Source organism: Pedobacter westerhofensis, assembly GCF_900182595.1.
In the GTDB taxonomy this organism is placed as follows: Bacteria; Bacteroidota; Bacteroidia; order Sphingobacteriales; family Sphingobacteriaceae; genus Pedobacter; species Pedobacter westerhofensis.
Window position 1 is genome coordinate 285454 of the sequence record NZ_FXTN01000006.1, and the last position, 21828, is coordinate 307281.

Below are 21828 nucleotides of genomic sequence, written 5' to 3' on the forward strand. Positions count from 1 at the left end.
GATTTGATGTTATTGAGAAATTTTTCCTGTTGATTTTAATAAGGTATAATAAGCTATACCGGCATCTGCCTTTGCAATTTCAAGATTGATTTTTGCCTGGAACAACAAGGTTTCGGCATCAATTCTGTCGGTTACGGAGGCTACATTGTTTTTGTATCTTGAAGCATAAAGCCTGTCATTCTCAGTTGCCTGTGCAATTGAGGTTTCAAGGACATTAATTTTATTTTTAGCTACCTGATAGTTCTGATAGTTTTTATTGATCTCTGTTCTTACGTTATCGCTCTGGATCGTTTTCTGGATCACGAATTCATCCTGCTGGATCCTGGCTTTGCTGACCTTATTTTTATTGGTCCATAAATTGCCGATATTCCATGAAAGGGTAGCGCCGACAGTCATCGGTACAATATATTCATGGTTTGAAGGGATGAAATTGCCGCTCGGATTAATGTAATATACATCTGCACCAAGAGAGAAGGTAGGGAGCGTATTTGCTTTTACAGATTTGATATCAAAGTCTGCGGCCTTGTTACGAAGATCAAGTTCTTTTAGTTCCTGACGTGTAGTCATACCCCTGTCCAGATAGTTCGCCAGCGGCTCCATAGCCATGGCATCTCCGGCAGGATCTGCAATTTCAATCTGAGTATCTTCCGGCAGGCCCAGTAAAACATCAAGGTTATAGTTTACGATCCTCTGGTTCCCTTCGATTTCAAGTTTGGTTAAGGTAACATTGGATTGCTGCAGCTGAAATCTCAGTACATCATTTTTTGTTACAATGCCCTGCTCAAAGAAACGCTCGGCCTGTTTCAGCTGGCTGGCGATGGATTCAAGATTCTGGTCAACTACCTGGTGGCTTTGGGATAACTTATATAAAGCATAATAGGTATCTATCGCTGCAAAAGTTACTTCTTCTTTCACTTTATCAGCATCGAGGCGGGCAACATCGGCAAGCAGTTTGGTGCTTTCCCTTGCATATTTCAGTTTGCCGCCACCATATACGAGCTGGGAAACTGAGGCAAGGCCGATATAAGCATCTGCGCGTTTAGGCAGGTTGATCGGATCAGCACCACCAATTGTGAGCTGATTTGTCGGGATTTCTGCGTGATTATAAATCGCGCTTGCACTTGCAGAAGGAAGAGCATTGTCTTTAACGATATCCAGCTGAGCCATGTTCTGCTCAATTCTATTCTGAGACAGCTTCAGATTCTTGCTATTTTCTACCCCAAGCTGAATAGCTTCCTGTATAGTTAGTTTTTTTACGTTTTGCGCGTAGAGGATGCCTGGCAACAGGAGAGCGAAGCAACTCAGTTTAATTGTTCTGTGTATCATTGTTTGGGTGTTAAATACGTAATTACCAGGTCCTTTAAGTGTGTAATTAGTCGTTCAGTTAATATTTCCCTATCTTTTGGGATGGTGATGTCTAATACAGATCCATCAGTAATTTTGGAAGGCATCGTAGCCACATAGGTAATGGTGCCCATTAGGGAAGCCATTAACATCCGTATGTCTATAGGCCTGAAACTGCCATCTGCTATGCCCTGATGGATAATCCTTTCAATTACCATCAGGTTTCCGGTCATCGCAGCTTTTACTTTATTATACATCTCGGGGCGCTGAGCAAGGGAAAGTTCCCTGTGCATCATCTTATGAAATGAGCAGTTCGCTAAAATTCTTTGTGCATATCCTTCAACTACCATGAACAATTTCTCCATCGGAGAGATTTTGTATTCGTCAATGATGGTAAGTTCTGCCTTAAAATTTTCCATTCTCCTGTTCATGATCTCCAGAAACACTCCTTCTTTAGAACCGAAGTAATAATTGATCATGGACATGTTTGCACCGGATTCTTTTGCGATCTGACGGGTTGAAGTACCTTCGTATCCGAGTTCAGAGAAGAGGACTTCTGCTGCCGCTAAAATGCTGCTTCTTTTGTCTGGCTTTTCCATTGTCTGATTTGATGGCACAAAACTAATCAATCGATTGATTGATTTTTATAAGATGTTGTAATTTTAAAGATTAATTACAAAGACCTGACAATGATAATACGTATTAGAGGAGGATAAAGGATGTAATTATTTGTATTTTAAAATAATTCAATACCTTTGGCACAAAGTATATTAAGATGATTAAGCAAGAAAATACAAATAATTTTGATTGGGTTTATTACGTTTTAGGCCTGTTTTTTGGTGGATTTACCGCTGCGGTAATTTCAGGAAGCTTTGGATGGACGATTCTGGGCGCGATCATCGGATTTATATTTGGAGCGATTTTCCTGGGCTCTATCGTAAAAGGAAGGGTACATTAGTATCACATAAAGCGCCTTAGGGCGGCTTTATGATTGAGATTTTGGGATAATGGCAACAGTCAGGCGGCTGATACAGTTCATCTTTCCCCTTTCATCATAAATTTTAATCTCCCACACGTGTGTTTTTGCGCCTTTGTGCAGGGGCTTGCATATTCCGGTAACCCTGCCGCTTTTAACCGGGCGCAAATGGTTGGCGTTGATCTCCAGTCCTACCGCCTGGAAACGTGCCGGATCTATGCACAGGGATGAGGCAATGCTGCCCAGCGTTTCTGCAAGGACGACAGATGCACCGCCGTGCAGAATACCTGCAGGCTGATGGGTACGCTCATCAACAGGCATAGTCGCCGTTAGAAAGTCGTCCCCGTACTCGGTAAAACGAATATCCAGCAAACCGCCAAGATGGTTTTTGGGCATATCGTTTAGCCACTGAAGCTCAAATGCTTTGAACCAGATCATAAATATCTTTCGTGGATGATGGCGATGTGGTGCAGCAGATGCCCTGCGATGGTAAGCATTAGGCGGCGGGCACTGATCTCTTTACCTGACGCAACACCAGTCCTGTTCAGTTCCTCTTCACTGAGCGAGCGGAAAAGGAACAGGTTTGCTCTTCTCATTAGATTGAACTCTTCGGCAAAACTTTGCAGGCTGCGGTCCGGGAAATGTGCACGGAGCACATATTCATCTTCATCAAAACCCGGGAGCGGGCTTTGCTCTCCGCGGATAACCGCCGTTAAACGGTAAATGAGAATCCGTTCCGTATCAATAATATGCCCTGCCATCTCTGCGATGGTCCATTTTCCAGGCGCATAAGCATAGCCTGCTTTGTGGCTGAGGCTTTCCAAAAATTCAGGGAATTCTGTGGCCTGACGTGCCAGGAGTTCCAGCGCATCCCCTTTAACAAGTGCTGGATAATCGGCGTAAACTTTAGGTTGATGTGGGTTCATAGGTAATACTGCTTTTCAGAATAATCCTGAAGGTGGTGCCTTTACCAACCTCCGAGTCCTTTACAAATATTTGTCCGCTGTGATAGTTCTCCACGATACGTTTGGTGAGAGACAGGCCCAATCCCCAGCCTCTTTTTCTTGTGGTATAACCAGGCTGGAAAACCGCATCAAACTTAGATCTCGGAATCCCTTTGCCTGTATCGGTAATATCGATAAATACTTCCTCTTTTGCAAGATGTTCAATAATATTAACGGTAATGCTTCCTTCGTTTTCTATCGCGTTGGCAGCATTTTTCAGCAGGTTTTCCGTTACCCAGTCGAACAATGGGACATTGAGCAATGCCCGTACCTGATCGTCTCCGGTAATGGTAAATTTGACCTTATCTGAGGTACGCAGCTGAAAGTACTGGATAAAATTACTGATTACGGTATACACCACATGGTCCTCCAGCACAGGCTTGGAACCGATTTTGGAAAACCTGTCGGTAATTACTTCCAGTCTTTTGATATCATTTTCCATCTCTGCAATCAATGGGTCGTCTTCTGCATCAAAGCGTGATTTCATCAGCTCTACCCAGGCCATCAGTGAGGAGATGGGGGTTCCCAGCTGATGGGCAGTTTCTTTGGCCATACCTACCCATACCTGGTCCTGTTCGGATCTCCGGGCCGAGCTGAAGGCTACGTATGCCGTAAGCAGGAACAGCGCAATTACAGCCAGCTGGATATAGGGAAAATAGCGCAGCTGCGTCAGGATAAACGAGTCTTTGTGATAGATATGCCAGATTTTTCCGTCCAAACCGATGATGGGTGTGCCGGGATGCTGTTTTTTCATTTTGCGGAGCTCCCGTTCAAAATATCCCGGGTCGTACGTTTTCTTGTTCTGTTTCTCTACATCATAATTGGTTTTGGTAGAGTCGAGTCCCTGGTAGGAGTTGATCAGCCCGTCGCCGTCAGTCATGATTACCGGCAGCTTGGTATTCTTGGTAATGGTCTCGATCAGATCGGTAAAGCGGTCGTCATCATACATCACGAGCGATTGCTCGGTTACTTTTACATATAGCTGAAACTGAACTTGTTCTTCGCGCTCCATTTTTTTGACAAAAAAATCGCTGTAGAATACAGAGGCAGTACCAATTACAATTGCAAAAATTAACAGGAAGAACTTCCAGCGCCGCTTTTTTTCGTAGGGATTCATAGGTTATGCCGGCAAATTACAAAATACCATTCAAAAAGATATCAATAGAACGGCAAGCGCTGAAAAAATATATCTTTGTGATTCAGAATATGGAAAAGAAAGTTAGAGTAAGATTTGCCCCCAGTCCTACGGGAGGCCTTCATTTAGGCGGTGTACGCACAGCTTTATTCAATTATTTGTTTGCAAAAAAACATAATGGCACGTTTATTTTGCGTGTTGAAGATACAGATCAAACCCGTTTTGTTTCCGGTGCCGAGGAATATATACAATCCTGCCTTGCCTGGTGCGGCATCCATCCGGATGAAAGCCCTTTGGTGGGGGGCAACTTTGGACCGTACCGCCAGAGTGAGCGCAAACCATCATACAGACAATATGCAGAGCGGCTGATTGACAGCGGAAATGCTTATTACGCATTTGATACCCCTGAAGAGCTGGATGCCAAACGTAAGGAAGTTCCTAACTTTCTCTACGGACAGGCTTCGCGGATGCAGATGAGGAATTCCCTTACGCTTTCGGCAGATGAAGTGAGCGCACTTTTAGCACAGCATACTCCCCATGTCATCAGGATTAAGATGCCGGAAGATGAACATGTTTCTTTTATAGACATGATCCGCGGCCATGTGAGTTTTGATACGAACCTTATTGATGATAAAGTGCTTTTAAAAGCAGACGGGATGCCTACCTATCATCTTGCCGTAGTAGCGGATGACCGGGCCATGGAAATCAGCCATATCTTCAGGGGAGAGGAGTGGCTGCCCTCTGCACCCATACATATCCTGCTATGGAGATACCTGGGATGGGAAGATGAAATGCCGCAATGGGTACATTTACCGCTGATCCTAAAGCCTGATGGCAACGGAAAACTGAGCAAACGTGATGGTGACCGATTAGGGTTTCCTGTATATGCACAAAACTGGACCGATCCTAAAACCGGAGACCTGACCAAAGGGTTTAAAGAACTCGGCTTTATGCCGGAAGCCTTTGTAAACTTACTGGCCATGCTCGGATGGAATGACGGGACTGACCAGGAGGTTTTCACATTAGCTGAGCTAACCGAAAAATTCTCTGTTGAAAGGATCAGTAAAGCCGGAGCGAAATTTGATTTTGAGAAAGCCAAATGGTATAACCATGAATGGATTAAACGTGCGGATGCCCATAACCTGCTGGCAACAGTAAAGGAGGAGTTTGAGGCAAAAGGAATCGCATTGAATGATGATGCCTATGCTTTAAAGGTGATCGATCTGGTAAAGGACCGCTGTAACCTGCTCGGTGATTTTATTGCCCAGAGCAAATACTTCTTTGCGGCTCCTGCAGAATATGACCTGGCTGCCGTAAAAGCAAAATGGACGCCAGAAAAAGCTGCGTTTTTTAATGCTTTTGCTGCTTCCCTTACTGATGGTTTGTCTGCAATTCAAATGGAAGAAAAATTTAAAGAGCTTGCGGCAGAACATGCTTTGAAACCGGGCGAACTGATGCTTCCTTTCCGTATTATGCTGGTGGGAGGTAAATTTGGACCAGGTGTTTTTGATATCGCTTTTACGCTCGGAACGGCAGAAACCCAGAGCAGGATCTCTATAGCACTGGCCGCTTTCGAATAAGTTTATTAAATTGAACTGATTTGGTATAACAATTGACGATACAAATTGTTATATCAAATTAAAGACATTTTATGAAGTTTTTCGGTAAGGGAAGTGATAATATCGAAGATGCCCGCGGCAGCTCCGGTGGCGGAAAAGTTGTTGGCGGTGGCATAGGTATCCTTATTGTTCTCGTAGGGATGTTTTTTGGGAAAGACCTTACCGGATTAGTTTCTCAAATGCCTGTAGGGAATACTGAACAGACGGATGTAAAACAGGGAAGACCGCAGGACGAAGGCGGGAAATTTGTTTCAGACGTGCTTGGTTCTACAGACAGGGTATGGGAAGCACAGTTTCAGGAGATGGGCAAGGAATATGAAGATCCTTCCCTCAAGCTGTTTACCGGGGGCCAGCAATCCGGATGCGGTTACGCAAGTTCTGCCGTGGGGCCATTTTACTGCCCTGCAGATCATAAAGTTTATATCGATTTAGAATTTTATAAGGAGCTGAAAGACCGTTTTGGTGTAAACGGCGATTTCGCACAGGCCTATGTGATTGCACATGAGGTAGGCCACCACGTACAAAACCTGCTGGGTACTTCAGATAAAATGCAGCAGGCCCGCGGCTCGCTGAGCGAAACAGAATACAACAAGTTATCCGTAAAGCTGGAATTGCAGGCAGATTTTTATGCCGGATTATGGGCTAACAAAGCAAATAACGCAAAGGATATTGCGCTGGATGCCGGAGACCTTGAAGAAGCGCTCAATGCGGCCAACGCTATTGGCGATGATAAGTTACAAAAGCAGGCACAGGGCGAGGTAGTGCCGGATGCTTTTACACACGGAACCTCTGCGCAGCGCGTATACTGGTTTAAAAAAGGTTTTGATACCGGGGATATCAGCCAGGGTGATACTTTTAACACTTCGAAACTTTAATGAAGACATCGATAGGTATGATTTTACGCAGGGAAAGCTTTGAAAATAGGTTATTCTGTAAAGTTGTATAACTTTGACACCAAACGCTCAGCACATAACCAGCAGCAGTTCATGATGAAAGCAACAATTTATTCTAAATAATGATCCTGATAGTAGACGATACACCGGAGAATCTAATTTCTCTCAAAAAAGTTCTCGAAAGACATAATTTTGAAGTCGATACCGCTTCTTCTGGTGAAGAAGCTTTGAAAAAGGTTCTTAAAAACGCTTATGTTTTGATTATTCTGGATGTTCAGATGCCTGGTATGGATGGTTTTGAGGTGGCAGAAGCGATTTCAGGATACAGCAAAGCAAAAGAAACAGCGATTATCTTTTTATCAGCAGCAAATACAGGGCTTAATTTTATCACTAAAGGCTACTCCTCGGGCGGATTGGATTATATCACAAAGCCTGTTGATATGAATATCCTGTTACTCAAAGTGAAAACTTTTTACAGGATCTATGAGCAGAGCAGAAAACTCATCGAAATACAAAGTGCCTTGCTCGAAGAAATAGAATTCAGGAAGAAGGCCGAAAGAAAAAAAGATGAGTTTATCAGTATCGCCAGCCATGAACTGAAAACACCGCTCACCAGTGTAAAGGGATATGTGCAATTGCTGGAGAGAAGCGTCGAAAAAGGTGATATCCCTACTGTGAAACGCCATCTGCAAAAAGCACAGCAACAGCTTGATAAACTTAATGAACTGATTGCCGACCTGCTTGATATCTCCAAAATTGAAAGTGGCAAACTTAAATTCAACAAGAAAAATTTCGACCTCAATATTTTACTGGACAGCATTATCGAAATCATTCATCAGTCCAATCCCGAATTCAGGATCACAAAAACCGGAACTGTACCGCAGGAAGTTTTTGCTGATGAAATGCGGATTGAGCAGGTGATCGTAAATTTTCTGACCAACGCAATTAAATATGCGCCGGGAACAACTGAAGTCCATATTCATGTTGCAGTTGATGGCGACCGTGTGATTGTTTCTGTAAAAGACTTTGGTATAGGCATTCAACCCGATCAGCAAAAAAATGTTTTTGATAAGTTCTACAGGGTTGAGGAAACGGCCATACATTTCCAGGGACTGGGCATTGGTTTATACATTTCGGCAGAAATCATCAGGAGGCATGGCGGAACGGTGGGCGTAAATAGTATTTTTGGAGAGGGATCAGAATTCTATTTCAATATCCCGCTCATTTCAATGACCGAATCAGATTAACATACTTTTTTTCACTATGCAAAAAACTCTAAAAAATAACCTTCGTATCGGGCTTGGGCTATCTTTATTGTTACTTTTTATTAGCTCTCTGGCTTCTTATATCAGTATCACCAATCTCGTTAAAAGTTCCAGGATGGTTTCTCACAGTAACCAGGTCATCACCAATCTGGAAGAAATCATATCTACCCTAAAGGATGCCGAAACAGGGCAGCGCGGATATCTGCTGACTGCCGACAAGCTATTTCTGCAGCCTTATACCGGGGCCAAATCCAAGGCCATCGTACTGCTGGATAATGTAGGAGCACAGACATCCGACAACCCTTTTCAGCAGCAGAGCGTCAAAAAACTGAGGCTGATTGTAGAAAACAGGCTGAACATCATTGAAAAAACCATTGTATTAAAGGAATCAGGCGGCACGGTAAGTGTGGGCGACTTGCTTACCGGCAAGGAATATATGGATGACGCCCGGACGGTGATCAAGGCAATGGAGAAGGAAGAAAAGAGCCTGCTGGCCACACGCACGGCAGATCAGAACAAGCTGGCAGGTTACACGCCGGGCCTGATTATTTTCGCGGCCTTTCTTGCCATTCTGATCACGTTCTTCTTTTACAGAAGGGTATCTAGCGATTTTAATACGCGCGTTCAGCTGCAGCAGGAACTGCAGCATAAGAATGATGAAATAGATCACCGCATTGACGTTATCCGTGAAATCGCCGGTCAGATATCGAATGGTAATTACCAGATCAGGCTTGATGAGGAAACTAAAGACGGATTGGGCAGCCTGGCAGGCTCATTAAATGCCATGGCGGAATCGCTGCAGTACTCCTTTTCGCTGCTTGCAGATAAAGAATGGCTGCAAACAGGCATTGCCAGCCTGAATGATAAAATGGTAGGCGAAAAAAGCCTGGGTACGCTGGCAAATGATATCCTGGAGAACATTATCCAGCATACCGATGCACAGGTTGCTGCATTTTACCTGCTTGAAGAAGACCGGATGCTGCATCTGGCAGGAAGTTATGCACTGCTGGAAGATCAGAGGAAAGAGATTTTAAAACCGGGAGAGGGCCTTGCCGGACAGGCGGTGAAATCAGGAAAACAAATCCTGCTGAACGATATTCCCAATGACGAGCTGACGATTAGTTATGCTGCCGGAAATACCAAACCAAGAAATATTGTTGCCCTGCCCATCGTGAGGGACAGGGCTGTAGTTGGTGTGATCGAAATAGGTTCGCTCAACGTATTTACACCCTTACAGCTGGATTTTCTGAATAGCATAGCCAACAATATCGGCGTTGCGGTGCATGTATCCCAGAACCGTAAGAAATTACAGGACTTCCTGGAAGAAACGCAGGCACAGGCAGAAGAACTGCAGGCACAGCACAGTGAGCTTGAAGGACTCAATGCCGAACTGGAGGCGCAAAGCCAGAAAATCCAGACCTCTGAAGAAGAACTGCGCGTACAGCAGGAAGAACTGCTGCAGAGTAATCAGGAGCTGGAAGAAAGAACCACACTTCTCGAAGAAAAAAACCAATTGATACAAGAGCATAATCTTGAAATTCAGCGGAAGTCAGAACAGCTGGAGCAGAGCACAAAATACAAGTCTGAGTTTCTTGCCAATATGTCTCATGAACTCCGCACGCCGCTGAACTCTATTTTACTGCTTTCCAAACTCATGTCTGATAACAAGGAGCTTGATCCTGAATATATTGAATATGCAGAGGTGATCCAGAGCTCCGGACAGGGACTGCTGGGGCTGATCGATGAAATCCTTGACCTTTCCAAGATTGAGGCAGGTAAAATGAAACTGGAACTTGCCGATGTTGGGTTGAATGAAGTGGCAACCGATATGAGGTCGCTCTTTAATCCAATCGCAAAAAATAAGAACCTGGAACTGCTGATCGAAATGGGCGAAGCAATTCCAGCCATTTATACCGATAAAATGCGCCTGGAACAAATCCTTAAGAACCTGCTTTCCAACGCAATCAAATTTACAACCAAGGGCAGTGTTACTTTAACCATAAAGAATGCTGCAAAGGCAGGAAATATCCTGTTTAGTGTAACCGACACCGGGATTGGTATTGCCCCAAGCAAACAGTCGCTGGTATTTGAAGCCTTCCAGCAGGCAGACGGCTCTACGAGAAGACGGTTTGGCGGTACAGGTTTAGGCTTATCCATCAGCAGGGAGCTTGCCAAATTGCTTGGCGGCGAAATTGACCTGGAGAGTAAAGAATATGAGGGAAGTACTTTTACACTTACGCTGCCGGTAGTACGGGCGGAGACTGAAGAGGAGATTGTTTCTGTCGTTAACCCGGAGCTCCTTGCACCGGCAGGCTATACTGACAGGCCGGTTGTGGTGCACGAGCGCTTTACGGTAGACCATATTCCGCAGGACGTAGAAGATGACAGGAATGACATACAACCGGGAGATAAGGTAATCCTGATTATTGAAGATGATACCCCATTTGCCAAGACGCTGCTGAATTTTACCCGTAAAAGGGATTATAAAGGTATTGTTGCAGTAAGGGGCGATATTGGAATTGAGCTGGCCAACTATTATAAGCCCGTTGCGATCCTGCTTGATATACAGCTGCCCATTAAAGATGGCTGGCAGGTAATGGAAGAATTAAAAGCCAATCCTGCAACAAGACCGATCCCGGTGCATATCATGTCTTCCCTGGAAGTTAAAAAAGAAAGTTTACTGATGGGCGCGGTAGACTTCATTAATAAGCCTTTTGCGCTGGAGCATATGCAGCAGATCTTCCAGAAACTGGAAACTGCCCTGAGCCGCCATCCTAAAAAGGTGCTGATTGTTGAGGAAAACGAGCAGCATGCCAAGGCACTGAGCTATTTTCTCAGCAACTCTAATATCCAGACGCAAGTAGTGAACAATGTTGCGCAGAGTGTTGATGCGCTCCAAAAAAATGAAGTTGATTGTGTGATCCTGGATATGGGCGTGCCAGACAAGAATGCTTATCTGACGCTTGAAACCATTAAAAAAACTGAAGGGCTTGAAAACTTGCCAATCATCATTTTCACCGGAAAGAACCTGTCAAAAGGGGAAGAGCAGAGAATCAAGCAATATGCGGATTCAATTGTCGTAAAAACGGCGCATTCTTACCAGCGTATACTGGACGAAGCCGCACTTTTCCTTCATCTGGTTGAAGAGAAAACGGTAGAAAGTAAAAAGGTCAAAAACTCTGAAGGCTTAAGAGGGCTGTATGAGGTGCTGGCCAATAAAACCGTACTAATCGCTGATGATGATGTCAGGAATATCTTTTCGCTTACCAAAGCATTGGAGCAGCATAAGATGAAAATTCTGGCCGCTACAGACGGAAAAGAAGCACTGCAGGTGCTGAGAGAGAACCCTGGGGTAGATCTTGTGCTGATGGATATGATGATGCCTGAAATGGACGGATATGAGAGCACAAAGGAAATTAGAAAAATACCTGCGTTCAAACATTTACCGGTGTTGGCTGTTACAGCCAAAGCGATGATGGGAGACCGTGAAAAATGTATCGCTGCGGGCGCCTCAGACTATATCTCCAAACCTGTGGATGTAGACCAGCTCATTTCTTTGTTACGTGTATGGCTTTATGATAAAATTTAAGAAATTACCATGTGTTTATGTATATGGAGACTAATAAAAAAGTACTGATAATTGATGACGATAACAGGAATATTTTTGCTTTAACAGCCGTGCTTAAAGCAAAAGGGTACCATTGCCTTTCTGCTATTGGCGGGGAGGAGGGGCTTCAGCTACTGGAAGAAGAGAAAAATATTGGCGTAGTGCTGATGGACATGATGATGCCGGGAATGGACGGGTATGAAGCCATCGCAAAAATGAGCCAGGACCCGGAACTGAAAAGTATACCTGTGATTGCTGTTACCGCCCAGGCGATGCTTGGAGACAGGGAGCGCTGTTTAAATGCGGGTGCCGTGGGCTATGTTTCAAAGCCAATTAATGTAGATACCTTAACGGACCTGCTGGTAAAATATATATAATGAACCTTGAATTACCTACAATCACCGATGGACAGGTGGAGATTCTGCTGGCAGATCTCCTGGAACATTACGGCTACGATTTTACGGGCTATTCAAAGGCTTCTATAAAACGCAGGATACTGCGGCTGTACTCACTGGATAAAGCCCTGAGTTTTGCAGAATTCCGTTACAGGATCAACAATGACACCTTTTATTTTAAACGTTTTGTTGAGCAGATCACGGTAAACGTAACTGAAATGTTCAGGGACCCGGTATTTTTTAAAACACTGCGGGACGTTGTCTTGCCAAAACTGGGTACCTATCCTTTTATCAGGATCTGGCTGGCAGGCTGTTCAACAGGAGAGGAAGCTTATTCGATCTCTATCATTCTTAAAGAGCTTAACCTGCTTCATAAATCGCTGGTTTACGCAACTGATCTTAATCCTATTGTACTGGAGAAAGCTTCGCAGGGGATGTTTGCGATGAGCCAGATGAAGCAATATTCAGAAAATTATATCCTCTCTGGCGGCATCAATGATTTCTCCAGTTATTATACCGCAAATTACTCGCTGGCCAAGTTTAACGACGAGCTGAAAAGTAAACTTATTTTTTCTACACACAATCTTGTTTCTGATCATTCTTTTAACGAATTTCAGCTTATACTATGCAGGAATGTACTGATTTATTTTGACAGGGATTTGCAGCATAAGGTGCTGAGACTTTTTGACGACAGTCTTGAAGGGCTCGGTTATCTGGCGCTGGGGACCAAAGAAACGCTTGACTTTTCTCCGATCTCTCCAAATTATAAAAGAATTCCTGCTGAAAAAATCTGGAGAAAAGTCATCTGATGGGAAAATGTGATGCGTTAATAATCGGAGGCTCTGCCGGGAGCCTGGATGTACTGCTAAAAGTACTTCCCTTGCTTAGACCTGACCTAAGCTTTCCTATCGTTATCGTCATCCACAGGAAACATGGTACAGACTCCCTGCTGCCGGAGCTATTGTCGGGGCGGACACGGCTTATCGTCAAAGAAATAGATGAGAAGGAGCCGGTTCTTGCCGGAAGGGTTTATATCGCTCCCTCAGATTACCATACGCTGATCGAACAGGACCATACCTTCTCATTGGATTATTCTGAAAAAATTAATTATTCAAGGCCTGCAATAGATGCAACATTTCAAACCGCCGCAGAAGTTTACAGAGAAAAATTAGTATGTTTATTGCTTTCCGGCTCTAACGCCGATGGGGTAAACGGATTAAAAAGTGTGAATGGATGGGGAGGAATTGCAGTAATACAGGACCCTGCTACCGCACAAGTGGCTTATATGCCAGAACAAGCTGCCATACATGCTAAAATAGATTATACTTTGGGCATTGAAGATATGGCAGAATTTATAAATTTGTTGTCTTAATTTTAATATAAATGGCTGAGCAAAAAAAGGTTTTCATTTTTGATGACAATACAGATATTCTTGAACTTTGTACGTTCATTCTCGAGGATGCTGGTTATGAAATTAAGACCTCCTCTACTTCAAATAATATCATCGACCAGGTTTCGGCCTATATACCAGACATTATCTTCATGGATAACTGGTTGCCAGACATTGGTGGTATTGAAGCCACCAGGGAGCTAAAAGGGCATGCAACGCTGAAGAATATCCCTGTGATCTACTTCTCTGCGAATAACGATGTGATGCTGCTTGCCGATCAGGCCGGGGCAGACGGTTATCTGTCCAAGCCTTTTGATATCCAGGAGCTGGAAAACATTATCTTAAAACATCTTCCTGCTTAAGAGAGATTACCTGATATCATGGTTATTCTTCCTCCGTTTGTTTTGTGACCGTTAGAGTAGTCTTTACATCAGAGCGCAATGTGTGCGCTATATCTGCGTTACGACTGCGCTATTTTAGCGTAAAATGCGCAGAAACAACGTAATTATTTCTTAAGCATAGCGCTCTAATGCACAATCAGAGTGCTTTTTTCCTGGTAAATAGCATCCCATTCGGAAAAACAATACTATTATATTGCAGTGGCAAATCAGGTGCTGAAACTAATATCTGTCGCTTTGAAATCACTAATATTTACATAAATGCACTCCAGACGGTTAAACTTTATGTACGCCCTGTTATTTTTCCTAATTTAGTTGCGTTATTAAAAAACTAACATGATCAAATATACCAAGGCAGCCCTGTTTATTACGGGATGCTCGATAATCGCAGGAATTGCATCCTGCAATAGCAATTCAGACACAAAAACCACGAAGACAACAAAAACAACGGTGGTAAAGGACAGCCTGCCGGCATATGTCCACAGCAGAATAGGTATCTATGAACCTGTGAAGCTTACTACAAACCTGAATGTTCTTAGCGTTAACGACCGCAAAGTACTTCCCCTGCTGATTCAGGCAGCCCAGATTATGGACGAACTGTTCTGGAGACAAACCTATCCCCAGCGCGACAGTCTGCTCGCCGTTACAAAAGATGAAGACACAAAGAATTTTATAAAGATCAATTACGGCCCCTGGGACAGGTTAAATAATGATAAGCCATTTGTTTCCGGTGTGGGGCAAAGGCCTGCCGGCGCTACATTTTATCCCGCCGGTATGGCAAAAGCCGATCTGGAGAAATCCACCCTGAAGGACAAATTTAACCAGTACTCTATTATCGAGAAGGATACCGCCGGCAATTTAGCCGTGGTTCCTTACCACGTACTGTTTGCCTCAGAGTTACAGCAGGCTTCTGCACTGATGAAACAGGCCGCGCTGCTTACTGATGATGCCGCGTTCAAAAAATACCTGAACCTGCGCGCAGATGCGCTGGTAACCGATAACTACATTCCGAGCGACTACGCCTGGCTGGATATGAAAAACAATAGCCTCGATATGATTGTCGGGCCAATTGAAAATTACGAGGACAAACTATTTAATGCCCGCACTTCCTTTGAAGCTTATGTTTTGGTAAAAGATAAAGCCTGGAGCAAACGCCTGGAAAAATATGTGCGCCTCCTTCCTGAATTACAAAAAGGCTTACCGGTAGCCCAGAAATACAAACAGGAGAAACCTGGCACTGATTCAGAATTAAACGCCTATGATGTGGTATACTACGCAGGTGATTGTAATGCCGGATCAAAGACCATAGCGGTAAATCTGCCTAATGATGCGCTTATCCAGCAAAAGAAAGGCACCAGGAGAGCGCAGCTGAAAAATACGATGAAAGCAAAGTTCGACAAGATCCTGCTGCCAATTGCCACAGAGCTCATCGATAAAGACCAGCAAAAATATGTGGTTTTTGACGCTTTTTTTGCCAACATCATGTTTCATGAAGTAGCGCACGGACTGGGAATTAAAAAAACAATAAATGGCAAAGGCTATGTTAAAGCCGCGCTCAAAGAACAATACAGCTGGCTCGAAGAAGGCAAAGCCGATGTCCTGGGGCTTTATATGGTAACCGGACTGCTAAAAAAAGGAGCCCTTAGCGGAGATATTAAAGCCTACTATACCACATTTATGGCCGGCTTGCTGCGCTCCGTAAGATTTGGTGCCTCAGAGGCACACGGGCAGGCAAACATGCAGTGCTTCAATTACTTCAAGGCACAGGGCGCCTTTTCGAGAACGGCAAACGGAACTTATAAGATAGATTACACGAAGTTTGGAAATGCCATGAACGGCCTCAGCAGCCTCATCCTTACCCTTCAGGGAAATGGAGACAAAGCCGCCGTGGAGAAAGTGAGAAAAGATAATGCACAGATCGGAACAGAACTGCAATCGGATTTGGACAGATTAAGCACCAAAAAAATCCCTGTAGATATTATCTTTGAGCAAGGCGCTGATGTGTTGGGCGTGAAATAAAATTCAATCTATATTTACCTGCTCTCAGCCCTGCATCAGGGGGTCTGGTGTAACAAATGAAACACATATATTAAACAGATGAAACAACCCCACAACTGGAAAAGCAGTTTACTCCTGAGTATTCCTTTGTTTGTTCTTGCTGCCTGCAGTACCAATAAGTATGCTGCAACCAATAAAATATACAAGGAACAGGCCAACGTGTTTGGGAATACCCTGAAAGAAATGCCGCCTTTAACACAAACTGCCGAAATGGTTGCCCCGGACCAGCAGTTCTTTATCGGGTCGGTAAACTTTGGCATCAGGAAACCAAACTTTGTGATCATACATCATACAGCGCAGACTTCCACTGACCAGACCATCAAAACATTTACACTTAAATCCACCGGTACCAGCGCACATTATGTGATCGGCCGGGACGGAAAGGTAGTGCACATGGTAAATGATTACCTGCGGGCAAATCATGCCGGTGTGGCCAAATGGGGCAATGAGACAGACCTGAATTCCTGCTCTCTGGGCATTGAACTGGATAACAACGGGGATGAACCCTATAGCGATGCACAGATCAACAGCCTGATCGCTGTGCTTACCACATTGAAAAAGAAATACAATATTCCGGCACAGGGCTTTATCGGGCATTCTGATATTGCGCCTAAAAGGAAAATTGACCCTAATAAGTTTCCATGGAAAAAACTTGCGGAGCAGGGATTTGGATTATGGTATGATGATGTACTGCAGATCCCGCCTGCAGAGTTTGACCCGGCTATCGCATTACGGATTATCGGATATGATATCAGCAACATGCCAGCAGCGATAATAGCTTTTAAACGTCATTTTGTACAAACGGACATCACACCGGTGCTTACCCAGTCTGATACGATGATCTTGTTTAATCTGTACAGGAAGTATATGTAGGAGTTGTAAGGGGGATGATATTTTACAATTTTAGTATACCATATTCCGGCTTCATAGTCTCGCTGCGCTCGACGACGCCAGGCCGTCATATGGTATACCATAATTGATCAAGACTATCCTGGGGGATGGTCCGGGCGGGGGTGCTGTAAGCATCATGCTACCGGACGCCCCCCTTCTTAAGATTTATCACGGGGTTTTGCTGTAAGCATCATGCTACAGGATAAACCAAGAAAAAAGAGCTGCACTGTATTCCGGCCTGGCGTTCTTTTGCGTAGCAAATTAATGCAGCCGGAATACAATACACCTCTTTTTTCAGCGAAGCCGGATGATCTTTAAAAAACCCTGACCAATCTTACTTCTTCACTTTCGCCCAGGCATCCTTCAGCCCTACAGTCTGGTTAAACACCAGATGATCAGCCGTAGAATCTTTATCCAGGCAATAATATCCCTTACGGATAAACTGGTAGCGAGAATCTAAGTCTGCATCAGCCAGGTAAGGTTCGATATAAGCTTCTTTAATCACCTTCATACTCTCAGGGTTCAGGTAATCCTTGAAATCACCTTCCTCGCTATCCGGAGATTCTACAGAGAACAAACGGTCATAAACCCTGATCTCGGCAGTTTTTGCATGGGCAGTACTTACCCAGTGGATCGTTCCTTTAACATGGATTTCGCTGGTGTCTTCACCACTTTTTGATTCAGGGATATAGGTACAGCGAATCTCGGTGACGTTTCCTTCTGCATCTTTGATAAAATCTTCGCACTTCACGATGTAAGCATTTTTGAGGCGAACCATCGCTCCCGGAGCAAGTCTGAACCATTTTTTTGCAGGTTCCTCCATGAAATCTTCACGTTCGATCCAAAGCTCATTGCTGAAAGGAATTTCTCTTGTACCGCCTTTATCTTCTGCTTCGGGGTTGTTCTCTCCGATAAGCGTTTCCGTCTTTCCTTCAGGATAGTTGGTAATGACCAGTTTGATCGGATCCAGTACCGCCATTACCCTGTTGGCCGTTTTATTCAGGTGCTCGCGCACACAAAATTCCAGCAAACTCAGTTCAATCAGGTTTTCTCTTTTTGCAATACCGATCCTCTCACAAAATTCGCGGATACTTTCCGGGGTATAGCCCCTTCTTCTTAAACCGCTGATGGTAGGCATGCGCGGATCATTCCATCCATCTACCAATCCCTCATTTACCAGTTGCAGCAGCTTACGCTTGCTCATCACAGTATACGTAAGGTTTAAACGCGCAAACTCGTACTGGCGGGAAGGGAAGATGCCCAGCTCAGCAATGAACCAGTCGTACAGCTCGCGGTGCGATACATACTCCAGTGTACAGATCGAATGGGTAATCTCTTCGATGCTGTCACTTTGTCCGTGTGCAAAATCATACATCGGGTAGATGCACCATTTATTTCCCGTACGGTGATGCTCAGCATGTTTAATTCTGTAGATGATGGGATCACGCATCAGCATGTTGGGGCTGGCCATGTCTATCTTTGCACGCAGGATACAAGTACCATCTTCAAACTCACCAGCTTTCATTCTGCTGAACAGGTCCAGGTTTTCTGCTGTGCTGCGGTTCCTGTAAGGACTGTCTGTACCCGGTTCTGTTGGCGTTCCTTTTAATGCGGCAATTTCATCGGCTGTGCCATTGTCTACATAGGCAAGTCCCTTTTCAATCAGCTTAACGGCAAAGTCGTACAGCGTGTCAAAATAGTCTGATGTATATAATTCATTTTTCCACTCAAAGCCCAGCCACCGGATATCTTCCTGCTGGCTGTCTACATATTCAGTTTTTTCGGTTACAGGATTTGTATCATCAAATCTCAGGTTGGTGTATCCGCCATATTTTTTGGTCAGCCCAAAATTTAAGCAAATCGCTTTAGCATGACCAATGTGCAAATACCCATTTGGTTCTGGCGGAAAACGGGTAACTAACGTCTCGTATTTTCCACCGTTTAAATCGTTTTCAATGATCTCTTCAATAAAGTTCAATGATCTTTCCTCACTCATAAAAACTGTAATTTTGTGCCCAAAGTTAATATAAAAGAGCTAATTTACTTACATTTACGAAGGACTATCGGTATAATTTATGAGCAATACATTAAACAGGCCTATACGTGTTTTAGTAGCTAAAGTTGGTCTGGATGGACACGACAGGGGGGCTAAAGTCATTGCTACTTCGCTGCGTGATGCGGGTATGGAAGTGATTTATACCGGATTACGGCAGACCCCGGAAATGGTGGTGAACGCGGCTTTACAGGAAGATGTAGACGCCATCGGGATTTCCATCCTGTCCGGGGCGCACATGACTGTTTTTCCGAAAATCATTACACTGATGAAAGATAAAGGACTTACCGGCGTGTTATTAACCGGCGGCGGGATCATTCCTGAAAATGATATCCTGAAGCTGAAAGCCCTGGGGGTCGGCGAGCTGTTTGCTCCCGGGACCACCATGCTCAGCATAGTGAACTACATCCGTAACTGGGTTACCGAAAACCGTAACTTTTAAAATATGATCTATCAAAACATACTCACCGGGATAAAAAATGAGATACTTTACATTACGATCAACCGTGAAAAAAAGTTAAACGCACTGAATAAAGATACCCTTACAGAGCTGGCTGATGTAATTGCTTTTGTGCAAACCAGCGATGAGGTGAAAGCTGTACTGCTTACCGGGGCCGGAGAAAAGGCATTTGTAGCGGGTGCCGATATTTCTGAATTCTCATCGTATACTGCAGAGCAGGGCGAGGCGCTTGCACGCAATGGGCAGATCACAGTATTTGATGCGATAGAAAATTCCAGCAAGCCTTTTCTGGCCGCAATAAACGGGTTTGCACTAGGTGGCGGACTGGAACTGGCGATGGCCTGTCATATACGCTTAGCGGCAGATACGGCAAAGCTGGGACTGCCCGAGGTTACACTGGGGCTGATCCCAGGATACGGGGGCACACAGCGGCTCACACAATTGGTAGGTAAGGGCAGGGCGGCAGAAATGATCATGACTGCAGAAATGATTACTGCGGAGCGGGCAGAAAAAATAGGGCTGGTTAACCATGTGGTAGCTGCCGGCGATCTGATCAGCCGCTCAGAAGAGATTCTGAACAAGATCAGGCAAAGGGCACCATTGGCCATATCTGCGGCTATCCGGGCCGTGAATGCAGTTTATTGTGAAGGGATAAATGGCTTTGAAACTGAGATCCAGGAATTTGGTAAACGGTTTGGCAATGAGGATTTTAACGAGGGTGTTTCTGCCTTTTTAGAGAAGAGAGCACCCGTATTTAAAGGAAGGTAACTCCTTTGGTATTAATGGATTAAATTTTGACGCCCTGTTTAACAGGCTGTTAACAAATTATTTACATATAAAAGGGGGGAATACTAAGATAAAACTGTAGAAAATATTTCCCATAGAAAATAATTCTTTATATTTATCATCGAATTAGTTTAGAATTGGTGCTATATATGAAAAGAATACTAATAATAGATGATGAAGTTAATATAGGATTACTATTGTCAAAATTCTTGACCAGGAACGGCTTTAACGTAGATACCGCTACCAGTGGTGTTTCTGCGCATGAATATTTGACAAAAGAACATTACGATCTTGTATTGTGTGATTACAGACTGGAAGATACTGACGGTAAGGAAATGCTGATCAAGATCAAAGAAAGCTATCCCCAGACTGGTGTAATTATTATTACGGGCTATTCAGATATCAAACTTGCCGTTGAGCTGATCAAGCTGGGGGCGTATGACTACATCACCAAGCCATTGTACCCGGATGAGATTTTAAATACCATAAATAAAGCTATTGATACCCAGGTTGCCTTAAATGACTCTGTTACAGAAAGCGCCAGGGAGATACAAAAGATAAAAGCTGTGAAGCCTGTTTATAACCAGGTGGAGAACTTTGTTGCCGGGCAGAGCATCGCCTCAAAAGAATTGTTAAAACAAATTCAGCTTGTTGCACCAACATCATACAGCGTTATCCTTACCGGCGAAAGTGGTACCGGAAAAGAATCTGTTGCAAAAGCAATTCATTTAAACAGTCCAAGGAGAGATCAGCCCTTTGTGGCGATGGACTGCGGTTCGCTCACCAAAGAGCTTGCTGGCAGTGAATTCTTCGGACATGAAAAAGGCTCTTTTACCGGGGCATTAAATACTAAAATTGGTCATTTTGAAATGGCTAACGGAGGCACGCTCTTCCTGGATGAAGTAGGGAATCTCTCGTATGAAATTCAGGCAGCCTTATTAAGGACTGTTCAGGAGAGAAAAATCAAACGCATCGGAAGCACAAAGGAAATAGACCTTGATGTAAGGATTATTGTAGCAACCAATGAAAACCTGTCTACTGCCATACAAAAAGGGAGGTTCAGGGAAGATCTGTACCACCGTTTCAATGAATTTTCTATCAACCTTCCGCCACTGAGCCAGAGGGGAAAAGACATCATGGTGTTTGCCAAAACGTTCCTTGATTTTGCCAATGAAGAACTGGGCAGGAATGTACAGGGGTTCTCAAAGGATGTGGAAGAATGTTTTCTGACCTACAACTGGCCGGGGAATGTCAGAGAGTTAAAAAATGTGGTGCGCAGGGCAACTTTACTGACCGAAACGGATGAGATCCAGTTAAAGGCATTACCGCTGGAAATTTCTACTGATGCCAAAGTAACCGCCATTGAAAATACCATTCACAAAAATCATGAAAAATCAAGAGATCTGAAGAATGCTGCTTCTGAGGCTGAATACGAGGCGATCCTGAAAGTTTTAAGGGAAGTGAATTTTAACAAAACGAAAGCGGCTAAAATTCTGAATATTGACAGAAAAACGCTGTATAATAAAATGAAGGCAATTAACCTGGATACCTAAA

Annotated in this window: 20 protein-coding genes; 14 read left to right on the forward strand and 6 right to left on the reverse strand. The window is 44.1% G+C overall.

The window, feature by feature from the left end:
* Positions 1–9: 9 nt before the first annotated feature.
* Both FN831_RS13730 and FN831_RS13735 read right to left on the reverse strand, forming a co-directional pair.
* Positions 10–1326 (reverse strand): TolC family protein, encoded by a 1317-nt coding sequence (locus FN831_RS13730; protein ID WP_142528745.1) that lies wholly within the window; start codon positions 1324–1326, stop codon positions 10–12.
* Positions 1323–1943: a TetR/AcrR family transcriptional regulator gene (locus FN831_RS13735; RefSeq protein ID WP_142528746.1), complete on the reverse strand. Its 621-nt coding sequence runs from the start codon at positions 1941–1943 to the stop codon at positions 1323–1325. Before FN831_RS13735 ends, FN831_RS13730 begins: the two co-directional genes overlap by 4 nt.
* A gap of 176 nt (positions 1944–2119) precedes the next feature.
* On the opposite strand from FN831_RS13735, the gene FN831_RS13740 reads away from it, so the two are divergent.
* Entirely contained in the window at positions 2120–2302 is a 183-nt protein-coding gene (locus FN831_RS13740; RefSeq protein WP_142528747.1) for a hypothetical protein, read from the forward strand.
* A gap of 27 nt (positions 2303–2329) precedes the next feature.
* Here the strand turns inward: FN831_RS13740 and FN831_RS13745 are convergent, their stop codons facing one another.
* Genes FN831_RS13745 through FN831_RS13755 form a run of 3 tightly spaced genes read right to left on the reverse strand, consistent with a single transcriptional unit; the run spans position 2330 to position 4441 of the window.
* On the reverse strand, positions 2330–2758 hold the full coding sequence (locus FN831_RS13745) for a hotdog fold thioesterase (protein ID WP_142528748.1): 429 nt from the start codon (positions 2756–2758) through the stop codon (positions 2330–2332).
* Positions 2755–3246 carry a DinB family protein gene (locus FN831_RS13750; protein WP_142528749.1) on the reverse strand — a complete coding sequence of 164 codons (492 nt, stop codon included), beginning with the start codon at positions 3244–3246 and terminating at the stop codon, positions 2755–2757. Before FN831_RS13750 ends, FN831_RS13745 begins: the two co-directional genes overlap by 4 nt.
* On the reverse strand, positions 3227–4441 hold the full coding sequence (locus FN831_RS13755; protein WP_142528750.1) for a sensor histidine kinase: 1215 nt from the start codon (positions 4439–4441) through the stop codon (positions 3227–3229). The genes FN831_RS13750 and FN831_RS13755 overlap by 20 nt, the downstream gene beginning before the upstream one ends.
* Before the next feature lie 89 nt (positions 4442–4530).
* On the opposite strand from FN831_RS13755, the gene gltX reads away from it, so the two are divergent.
* The 10 genes from gltX to FN831_RS13805 all read left to right on the forward strand — a co-directional run bounded on the left by gltX (position 4531) and on the right by FN831_RS13805 (position 16957).
* Positions 4531–6039 carry a glutamate--tRNA ligase gene (gltX, locus tag FN831_RS13760; RefSeq protein WP_142528751.1) on the forward strand — a complete coding sequence of 503 codons (1509 nt, stop codon included), beginning with the start codon at positions 4531–4533 and terminating at the stop codon, positions 6037–6039.
* A 71-nt stretch (positions 6040–6110) separates the two neighbouring features.
* Positions 6111–6953 (forward strand): KPN_02809 family neutral zinc metallopeptidase, encoded by an 843-nt coding sequence (ypfJ, locus tag FN831_RS13765; protein ID WP_142528752.1) that lies wholly within the window; start codon positions 6111–6113, stop codon positions 6951–6953.
* A 140-nt stretch (positions 6954–7093) separates the two neighbouring features.
* Positions 7094–8218: a hybrid sensor histidine kinase/response regulator gene (locus tag FN831_RS13770; protein ID WP_142528753.1), complete on the forward strand. Its 1125-nt coding sequence runs from the start codon at positions 7094–7096 to the stop codon at positions 8216–8218.
* 16 nt (positions 8219–8234) lie between these two features.
* Positions 8235–11825, forward strand: coding sequence for a response regulator (locus FN831_RS13775; RefSeq protein ID WP_142528754.1), 3591 nt, complete (start codon positions 8235–8237; stop codon positions 11823–11825).
* 23 nt (positions 11826–11848) lie between these two features.
* Positions 11849–12220 carry a response regulator gene (locus FN831_RS13780; RefSeq protein WP_142528755.1) on the forward strand — a complete coding sequence of 124 codons (372 nt, stop codon included), beginning with the start codon at positions 11849–11851 and terminating at the stop codon, positions 12218–12220.
* A complete protein-coding gene (locus FN831_RS13785) occupies positions 12220–13047 on the forward strand; it encodes a CheR family methyltransferase (protein WP_142528756.1) in 828 nt (275 codons plus the stop codon). Before FN831_RS13780 ends, FN831_RS13785 begins: the two co-directional genes overlap by 1 nt.
* Positions 13047–13610 (forward strand): chemotaxis protein CheB, encoded by a 564-nt coding sequence (locus tag FN831_RS13790; RefSeq protein ID WP_142528757.1) that lies wholly within the window; start codon positions 13047–13049, stop codon positions 13608–13610. Before FN831_RS13785 ends, FN831_RS13790 begins: the two co-directional genes overlap by 1 nt.
* 11 nt (positions 13611–13621) lie before the next feature.
* A complete protein-coding gene (locus FN831_RS13795; RefSeq protein WP_142528758.1) occupies positions 13622–13990 on the forward strand; it encodes a response regulator in 369 nt (122 codons plus the stop codon).
* A gap of 372 nt (positions 13991–14362) precedes the next feature.
* Positions 14363–16045: a dipeptidyl-peptidase 3 family protein gene (locus FN831_RS13800; RefSeq protein ID WP_142528759.1), complete on the forward strand. Its 1683-nt coding sequence runs from the start codon at positions 14363–14365 to the stop codon at positions 16043–16045.
* Positions 16046–16123: 78 nt separating this feature from the next.
* The gene (locus tag FN831_RS13805) at positions 16124–16957 is read left to right on the forward strand and encodes an N-acetylmuramoyl-L-alanine amidase (protein ID WP_142528760.1); all 834 of its coding nucleotides are present in this window, start codon (positions 16124–16126) and stop codon (positions 16955–16957) included.
* 352 nt (positions 16958–17309) lie between these two features.
* Here FN831_RS13805 and FN831_RS13810 read toward each other — a convergent pair whose 3' ends face one another.
* Positions 17310–18971 carry a glutamine--tRNA ligase/YqeY domain fusion protein gene (locus FN831_RS13810; protein WP_142528761.1) on the reverse strand — a complete coding sequence of 554 codons (1662 nt, stop codon included), beginning with the start codon at positions 18969–18971 and terminating at the stop codon, positions 17310–17312.
* 79 nt (positions 18972–19050) lie between these two features.
* Here FN831_RS13810 and FN831_RS13815 point away from each other — a divergent pair, with 79 nt between their 5' ends.
* The 3 genes from FN831_RS13815 to FN831_RS13825 all read left to right on the forward strand — a co-directional run bounded on the left by FN831_RS13815 (position 19051) and on the right by FN831_RS13825 (position 21827).
* On the forward strand, positions 19051–19470 hold the full coding sequence (locus FN831_RS13815) for a cobalamin B12-binding domain-containing protein (protein ID WP_142528762.1): 420 nt from the start codon (positions 19051–19053) through the stop codon (positions 19468–19470).
* A gap of 3 nt (positions 19471–19473) precedes the next feature.
* The gene (locus FN831_RS13820; protein WP_142528763.1) at positions 19474–20256 is read left to right on the forward strand and encodes an enoyl-CoA hydratase/isomerase family protein; all 783 of its coding nucleotides are present in this window, start codon (positions 19474–19476) and stop codon (positions 20254–20256) included.
* 167 nt (positions 20257–20423) lie between these two features.
* Positions 20424–21827 carry a sigma-54-dependent transcriptional regulator gene (locus FN831_RS13825; RefSeq protein WP_142528764.1) on the forward strand — a complete coding sequence of 468 codons (1404 nt, stop codon included), beginning with the start codon at positions 20424–20426 and terminating at the stop codon, positions 21825–21827.
* Position 21828: the final 1 nt, after the last annotated feature.